Genomic DNA, 6,962 nt, shown 5'->3' on the forward strand with positions numbered 1-6,962 from the left:
CAACGGGGCCAAAACAAACATGGCACAAAGAATGTCATACACGCGCTGTTGAGTTCTCAAGAAGCAACCGCTCACCGGGTACAAACCCCGGACCCGCTCTCCGGCAGGCCCGCAAAGGCTCTTCCCACAAGGGGCGGATTCATCCGCTCGCGGAATCCCGAATGCCTTCGGTATTCCGTTTCGTTCTGGCTTCCAATTTACCAGCTCTTCATGTGGCCGCCAAATTGGCTTCCACCGTCTAGCCGGCGAATTCATGTCGGCAACCGCCGAGATGAGCCTTTAAGCTACCAGGCACGGGCTACTGCCCTGCCCAGAGTCTCACGGATATCGAATGGTCCGGCTCGAACTGCCCGCAATCGACGAGCGTTCACCGTCCCACAGCGACTTGCTTACGATAGGGTCCGCGCACGCAAACGTCAAACCAGCAGGTCGCGGCGCTGATCGGGTCGCCGCGGTCGATCCGAGGGGGATCACCTGGTCGGGCTTGCGTGCTCACGCGGGCCGGGGGGCACCTGATCGGCTGACCTTCAGTGGCGGTCCGGTCCGCGTGGTGGGTCAAAGTCGTGTTGTCTGCTCCCAGGAGCCTGCCCCCGGGTCTGAGCGGCTAAACGCGCTGCCCGTGATCGATCATTCCGCCACCCCTCCGTCCCACCGTCCCACCACCCCTGCCCCCGCCACGGCGCTCGGCGCGCACACGGTGGGGGGGGGGGGGGGGGCGCCCGCCCCCCCCCCCCCCCCCGGGGGGCCCCCCCCCCGGGCCCCCGGGCGCCCGCCCCCCCCCCGGGGGGGGGCGCCCCGGGCCCCCCCCCCGCCCCCCACCGGCGTGTTCCCGGCGACCTTCGGCGCCGACCTTCTCGCGCTCAGCCTTCGAGGACGACCCCGCCGACGTTGCGCTTACCGCGCCGCAGCACGAGGTAGCGGCCGTGCAGCAGGTCCTCGGCGGCCGGGACCGCCTCCACGTCGGTGACCTTCGCGTTGTTGAGGTAGGCCCCGCCCTCCTGGATGGCGCGGCGGGCGGCGGACTTGCTCGCCACCAGGCCCGTGCCGACGAGCAGGTCGACCACCGGCGGCAGCGCCGCCGCGCCGCCGGCCACCGGGACGCTGGGCACCGCCGCCAGGGCCGCGCCCAGCGTGCGGGCGTCGAGCGAGGCCAGTTCGCCCTGCCCGAACAGCGCGCGGCTGGCGTCGATCACCTTGCGGCACTCCTCCTCGCCGTGGACCAGGGTGGTCAGCTCCTCGGCGAGCGCCCGCTGCGCGGCCCGGGCCGCCGGGCGCTCGGCGGTCTGGCGCTCCAGGTCCTCGATCTCCTGCCGGTCGCGGAAGCTGAAGACCTTGAGGTAGCGCAGGATGTCGCTGTCGTCGAGGTTGAACCAGAACTGGTAGAAGGCGTAGGGGCTGGTCAGCTCGGGGTCGAGCCACACCGCGCCGGACTCCGTCTTGCCGAACTTGGTGCCGTCGCTCTTGGTCAGCAGGGTGGTGGTCAGCCCGTGGGCCGGCCCGTGCGGGGCGTTGTGGTCCATCCGCCGCACCAGGTCCAGGCCGGCGGTGATGTTGCCCCACTGGTCGCTGCCGCCGATCTGGAGGACGCACCCGTGGCGGCGGTAGAGCTGCACGTAGTCGTAGGACTGGAGCAGCACGTAGCTGAACTCGGTGTAGCTCATGCCGTCGCGGTCGAGCCGGCTCTTGACGATCTCGCGCCCCAGCATCTGGTTGACGCTGAAGTGCTTGCCGACGTCGCGCAGCATCTCGATGGCGCCCATCCCGCCCAGCCAGTCGGCGTTGTTGGCGAGCACGGCGTCGGTCGGCTCAGGACGCTCACCCTCCGGGGTGAACCGCAGGAACGCCGACAGTTGGCGGCCGAGGGTGTCGACCCAGCCCGCCACGACGTCGGCGGAGTTGAGCACCCGCTCCGCGCCGGGCTTGGGGTCGCCGATGAGGCCGGTGGCCCCGCCCACCAGCGCGATCGGCCGGTGGCCGGCGCGCTGGAACCGGGCCAGCGTCAGGATCTGGGTGAGGTGGCCGACGTGCAGGCTGCCCGCGGTGGGGTCGAAGCCGCAATAGAGCGTGACCGGGCCATCGGCGAGTGCCTTGCGAAGGTCGTCAAGGTCGGTCGTCTGCGCGAGGAGCCCGCGCCATTCGAGGTCGTCGATGATGTCGGTCACGGTGGTTCTTTCCGTTGGATCGGGCCGCCAGGCCGCCGGGGCGCGGCGGCCCTCTGCCGGGTGGTTGCCTCCCACCGTATCGGCTTCCCCGGTGACGGCTCACCGTGTTTTCCCCGCGCGCCGGGCACCGGCCCCGGCCGCCCCAAGGGCCCGTGCCGCCGGAAAAGCCGGGCGTGCGGGCCGCACTGCGGCCGCATTTCGGTCATCCCCGGTAATCGTTTGTTCACTCCAAGCGGCTTTACCTTCCCATGGCCCGCGGGTGAGGCTCGTGGTGTCCGAACCCCCGCTCAGGTTGGAGACACCATGCCGCATCCCGTCCGCTGGAGCGCGTCGGCGGGCACCGCCGTCCTCGCCGTGCTCGCCTTCCTCTTCGGCACGGCCGCGCCCGCGCACGCCGCCCCTCCCCCGCCGCCGAGCGTGGCCGAGGCCCGCGACCAGCTCGCGGCGCTCACCGTGGAGGCCGAAAGCTCGTCCTCCTCCTACGACCGCGACCTCTTCCCGCACTGGTCCGCCGTCGAGGGCACCTGCAACACCCGCGAGACGGTGCTGCGGCGCGACGGCTCGGGGGTGGAGGTCGGCTCCGACTGCTATCCCGACGCCGGCTCCTGGACCAGCCCCTACGACGGTGTGACCACCTCGGTGCCCTCCCAGGTCAGCATCGACCACATGGTGGCGCTGGCCGAGGCGTGGGCCTCGGGCGCCGACACCTGGTCCACCGCGCGGCGCGAGGACTTCGCCAACGACCTGTCCAGCCCGCAACTGTGGGCCGTCAGCGCCACCAGCAACAGCTCCAAGGGCGACCGCGACCCCGCCGAGTGGCTGCCGCCCCGCTCGCAGGTGCACTGCGACTACGCCCGGAGCTGGATCAACGTGAAGTACGTGTGGGACCTCAGCGTGGACTCCGCCGAGCGCGCCGCGCTCGGCGACCTGCTCGACAGCGCCTGCTGACGCGGGCTCCCGACCGGGTGAGCGGCCGGCGCGCGGGCGGCCCCGCGCGCCGGCCGCCGCCGTGTCAGCGGGCGAAGACGACCTTCTCCCCCAGGTACTCGGCGATGGCCAGCGAGGACGTGGCGGCCGGCGAGGGCGCGTTGCGCACGCACACGATCCGGTCGTGGGTGTCCACGGCGAAGTCGTCGAGCAGTTCCCCGCGCCGGGTCAGCGCCTGGGCGCGCACCCCGGCCTCGGCCGGGCGCAGGTCGGCGGTGGTGATGGCGGGGACCAGGCGGCGGGCCTCGCGGGCGAAGACGGCGGCGGAGGCCGACACCGCCATCTCGCGGGCGCCGACGGTCCAGTGCCGCCGCGCCAGCCGCCAGAACCCCGGCGAGGCCAGGGTGTCGGCGACGTCGCGCGGGAGCACGTCGCGCATGCGGTAGCCCTCGCGGGCGGTGGCCAGGATCGCGTTGGGTCCGGCCATGACCTCGCCGTGGACGTGGCGGGTCAGGTGCACGCCCAGGAACGGGTAGCGCGGGTCGGGCACCGGGTAGATGAGGCCGCGCACCAGGTGGCGGCTCTCGGGCGCCAGTTCGTGGTACTGGCCGCGGAAGGGGACGATGCGGGGCTCGCGGGAGGCGCCGGCCATGCGGGCCAGCCGGTCGCTGTGCAGGCCGCCGCATATCACCACGGTGTCGAAGGAGCGCTTGACCCGTTCGCCGCGCGGGTCGCCGGTGAGGACCTCGGCGCCGCCCGCGTTCTGGCGCAGCGCGATCACCGGGGCGCCCAGCAGCACCCGGCCGCCGGCCCGGCGGACGTCGTCGGCCAGGGCCTCGGCCACGGCGATGTAGTCGGTGATGGCGGTGGTGGGCGAGTGCAGCCCTGCCACGCCGCGCACGTGCGGCTCGATGTCGCGCAGCCCTTCGGGGCCCAGCCGCGCCACCTGGGGCACGCCGTTCTCGCGGGCGCGGCGCTCGATGTCGGCCAGCCGCGCGGCGTCGTCGCCGGTGCGGGCCACCAGCACCTTGCCGACCTGCTCGAAGGGCAGGCCGTGCTCGGCGCAGTAGTCGCGCAGCAGCCCGGTGCCGCGCCGGCACAGCAGCGCCTTGAGCGAACCGGGGCGGTAGTACAGCCCCGCGTGCACCACGCCGCTGTTGTGGCCGGTCTGGTGGCGGGCGACCGCGTCTTCCTTCTCCAGCACCGTGACGCGCGCCCCCGGCCGGTTCAGGGTGATCCACCGGGCCAGCGCCAGGCCGATGATCCCCCCGCCGATGATCCCGATCCGCTCGATGCTCATCCGCGCACGGTAGCAAGGCGCCCGCGCCCACGCCGGGCGCGGGGCCGGGGTCACAGCGCGCGCAGCCCCTCCAGCAGCACGTGCAGCAGGTCGTCGCCGGACAGGGCGGGCGCGCCGGTGCAGGGGCGGAGGTCGCCGGCCTCGATCATGTCGGCGACCAGCAGCTTGGCCACGCTCAGCGGCAGCCCCAGGTGGGCGGAGACCTCGGCGACGCTCTGGGGGCGGTGGGCCAGCCGCAGCAGGGCCTCGCGTTCGGGGCGCAGGTGGTCGCCGGGCCGGGGCGGGCGGGCCGCCGCGACGCGGGTGAGCAGGTCCAGCCCGGCGGCGCCGCGCGCGGAGTCCAGGCCGATGGCGAAGGGCCGCACCAGGCGTCCCGGCGGCTCGGCCGGGCGGGGGCTACCGCTCACCGCGGGACTCCGCGGGCAGGGGCCGGGCCTCGGTGCGCGGCGCGCCGCGCACGACGGCGGGGCGGGGGGTCTGCGCGGCCCAGTCCAGCAGGTGCTCGGGCACCACGGCGGTGGCGCAGGTGCCGCCGTAGGGCGAGGGGCGCAGCCGCACCACGACGCCGTGGCGGGCGGCCAGCCGGGCGACCACGAACAGGCCCAGCCGGGGCTCCTCGGGCAGGGCCATGACGTCGAACTCTGGCGGGTCGGCGAGGATGCGGTTGGCCTCGGCGTAGGCGTCCTCGGTCATGCCCAGGCCGCGGTCCTCGACGTCGACGGCGACCCCGCCGCTGACGCGGCCGCAGTTGACGTCGACCGAGCAGGTCTTGGGCGAGAACTGGGTGGCGTTCTCGACCAGTTCGGCCACCAGGTGGACCACGTCGGCGACGGCGGCGCCGCGCAGCCTGGCCCGCGGCGCCGAGGTGAGCCGGACCCGCTCGTAGTCCTCGGTCTCGGTGATGGCGGCGCGCAGGACGTCGGCGACGGGCATGGGATCGCGCCAGCGGCGGGCCGACCCCGCGCCGCTGAGGATGATGAGGTTGTCGGCGTAGCGGCGGGCGCGGGTGGCGAGGTGGTCCAGCCGGAACAGCCGGCGCAGGGCGCGGGGGTCCTCCTCGTCGGACTCGATCTCGTCCAGGATGCTGAGTTGGCGCTGCACCAGGGTCTGGTTGCGGTAGGCGATGCCGAGGAACACCCGGTTGGCGCCCTTGCGGATCTCGGCCTCCTTGACGGCGGCGCCCACGGCTGTGCGCTGGGCGGTGGTGAACGCGTCGGCGACCTGGCCGATCTCGTCGTCGCCGTAGCTGAGGCGGGGAAGCTCGGCGTCGAGGTCGACCCGCCGCCCGGCGCGGGCGCTGTCGACGATGGCGGGCAGCCGGGTGTCGCTCAGGCTCAGGGCCTCGGTGCGCAGGGCGCGCAGCCGGGCGGTGAGGCGGTGGGAGGAGCGGGAGGCGGCCACGATCGCGGCGGCCCCGGCCAGGAGGGTGAGGACGCTGCCGGCCGCGCCCCAGCCGATGCGGCTCAGCGCGGAGTTCCAGGCGGTGTCGGCGGCGCGGTCGACCTGGGCGTCGAGGACCCGGCCCAGGGCGGTGCCGGCGGGGCGGGCGGCGCGGTCCCAGTCGGCGGCGTCGACGCCGATGGCGGAGTTCCAGGCCGCCGGGGCGCCGGGGGTGTCGGCGGGCGCCACGGGCGGGCGGGTGACGACCCTGCGCGACATGTCCTCGGTGTCGCGCCAGGCGGCGGAGCCGACCATGGCGTCGTGGCGTTCGCGGGGCAGACCGCGCAGCTCGCCGGCGACGGCGGGCAGGGTGTCGCGGTAGGCGGCGGTGAGGTAGGTGAAGTGCGCGGTCTCCTCGTAGTTCATGCCGCCGGCGGCGATGGCCCCCGACAGCAGGGCGTCGGCGCGGGCGTGCTGCTCGTGGACGGTGATCAGGCGCCGGGCGAGCACGGCCTCGGAGACGCTGTCGCCCTCCTCCATGGGGCGCAGCAGGGCCGAGGAGATGTCGGCGGTAAGGACGACGAGGTCGGTGTAGGCGGCCAGCGCGGCGGCGCGGTCGGCGCGGCCGGAGTCGACGTCGGCGCGCGCGGCGCCCAGGCGGTCGCGGTCGGCCAGGAACTCGCGGACGGTGCGGGCGGTCTCGTCGTCGGCGCCGGGGCCCAGGGTGGGCGCGATGTCGGCGGCGGCCTCGGCCGACTCGTCGGTGCGGCGGCGCTGGGCGGTCAGATCGGCGTGGACCTGGCCGTCGCCGGGGTCGCCGAGGCGGACCTGGGTGAGCCGCCGCTCCTCCCGGAGGTCGTGGGCCAGCCGGGTGAAGGCCGCGATGCCCTCGCGCCCCTGGGCGACCGACAGCATCAACTCGGCCGCCTGCACGAACCCCGTGGCGGTCATGACGGTCCACAGCACCAGGAAGCTGATGCTGGGGATCAGCACGATGCGCGTGAGCTGTGCGCGGATGGTCGGCCGCCGCGAGCGGCCGGGCGTGCGAGTCTCCATGGTCCCCCCAACCTGGAGCCACGACGCTACCGCAGAACACCACCTCTGCGTGGCGGTTTCATCACATCGGGTGACAACGGCGGGGTCGCGGTGTTCTCGGCGGTGCGGCGTGCCGTACCGCCGAGAACACCGCGACG

General features: G+C 74.3%; 5 protein-coding genes. 1 reads left to right on the plus strand and 4 read right to left on the minus strand.

Going from position 1 to position 6,962, the window contains the following annotated elements:
- Positions 1 to 860: 860 nt before the first annotated feature.
- The gene (gene tyrS / locus LG943_RS24835) at positions 861 to 2,162 is read right to left on the minus strand and encodes a tyrosine--tRNA ligase (RefSeq protein WP_270074791.1); all 1,302 of its coding nucleotides are present in this window, start codon (positions 2,160 to 2,162) and stop codon (positions 861 to 863) included.
- Between the two features lie 303 nt (positions 2,163 to 2,465).
- Between tyrS and LG943_RS24840 the strand changes: the two genes are divergently transcribed.
- Positions 2,466 to 3,110, plus strand: a complete 645-nt coding sequence (locus LG943_RS24840; RefSeq protein WP_270074792.1) for an HNH endonuclease family protein — start codon at positions 2,466 to 2,468, stop codon at positions 3,108 to 3,110.
- Positions 3,111 to 3,174: 64 nt separating this feature from the next.
- On the opposite strand, the gene lhgO is transcribed toward LG943_RS24840, so the two are convergent.
- Genes lhgO through LG943_RS24855 form a run of 3 tightly spaced genes read right to left on the minus strand, consistent with a single transcriptional unit; the run spans position 3,175 to position 6,825 of the window.
- The gene (gene lhgO, locus LG943_RS24845) at positions 3,175 to 4,389 is read right to left on the minus strand and encodes an L-2-hydroxyglutarate oxidase (protein WP_270074793.1); all 1,215 of its coding nucleotides are present in this window, start codon (positions 4,387 to 4,389) and stop codon (positions 3,175 to 3,177) included.
- 50 nt (positions 4,390 to 4,439) lie between these two features.
- Positions 4,440 to 4,796, minus strand: a complete 357-nt coding sequence (locus LG943_RS24850) for a DUF742 domain-containing protein (RefSeq protein WP_270074794.1) — start codon at positions 4,794 to 4,796, stop codon at positions 4,440 to 4,442.
- Positions 4,786 to 6,825: a sensor histidine kinase gene (locus LG943_RS24855; protein ID WP_270074795.1), complete on the minus strand. Its 2,040-nt coding sequence runs from the start codon at positions 6,823 to 6,825 to the stop codon at positions 4,786 to 4,788. The genes LG943_RS24850 and LG943_RS24855 overlap by 11 nt, the downstream gene beginning before the upstream one ends.
- Positions 6,826 to 6,962 lie beyond the last annotated feature (137 nt).

Source organism: Streptomonospora mangrovi (genome assembly GCF_027604915.1).
Lineage (GTDB): Bacteria > Actinomycetota > Actinomycetes > Streptosporangiales > Streptosporangiaceae > Streptomonospora > Streptomonospora mangrovi.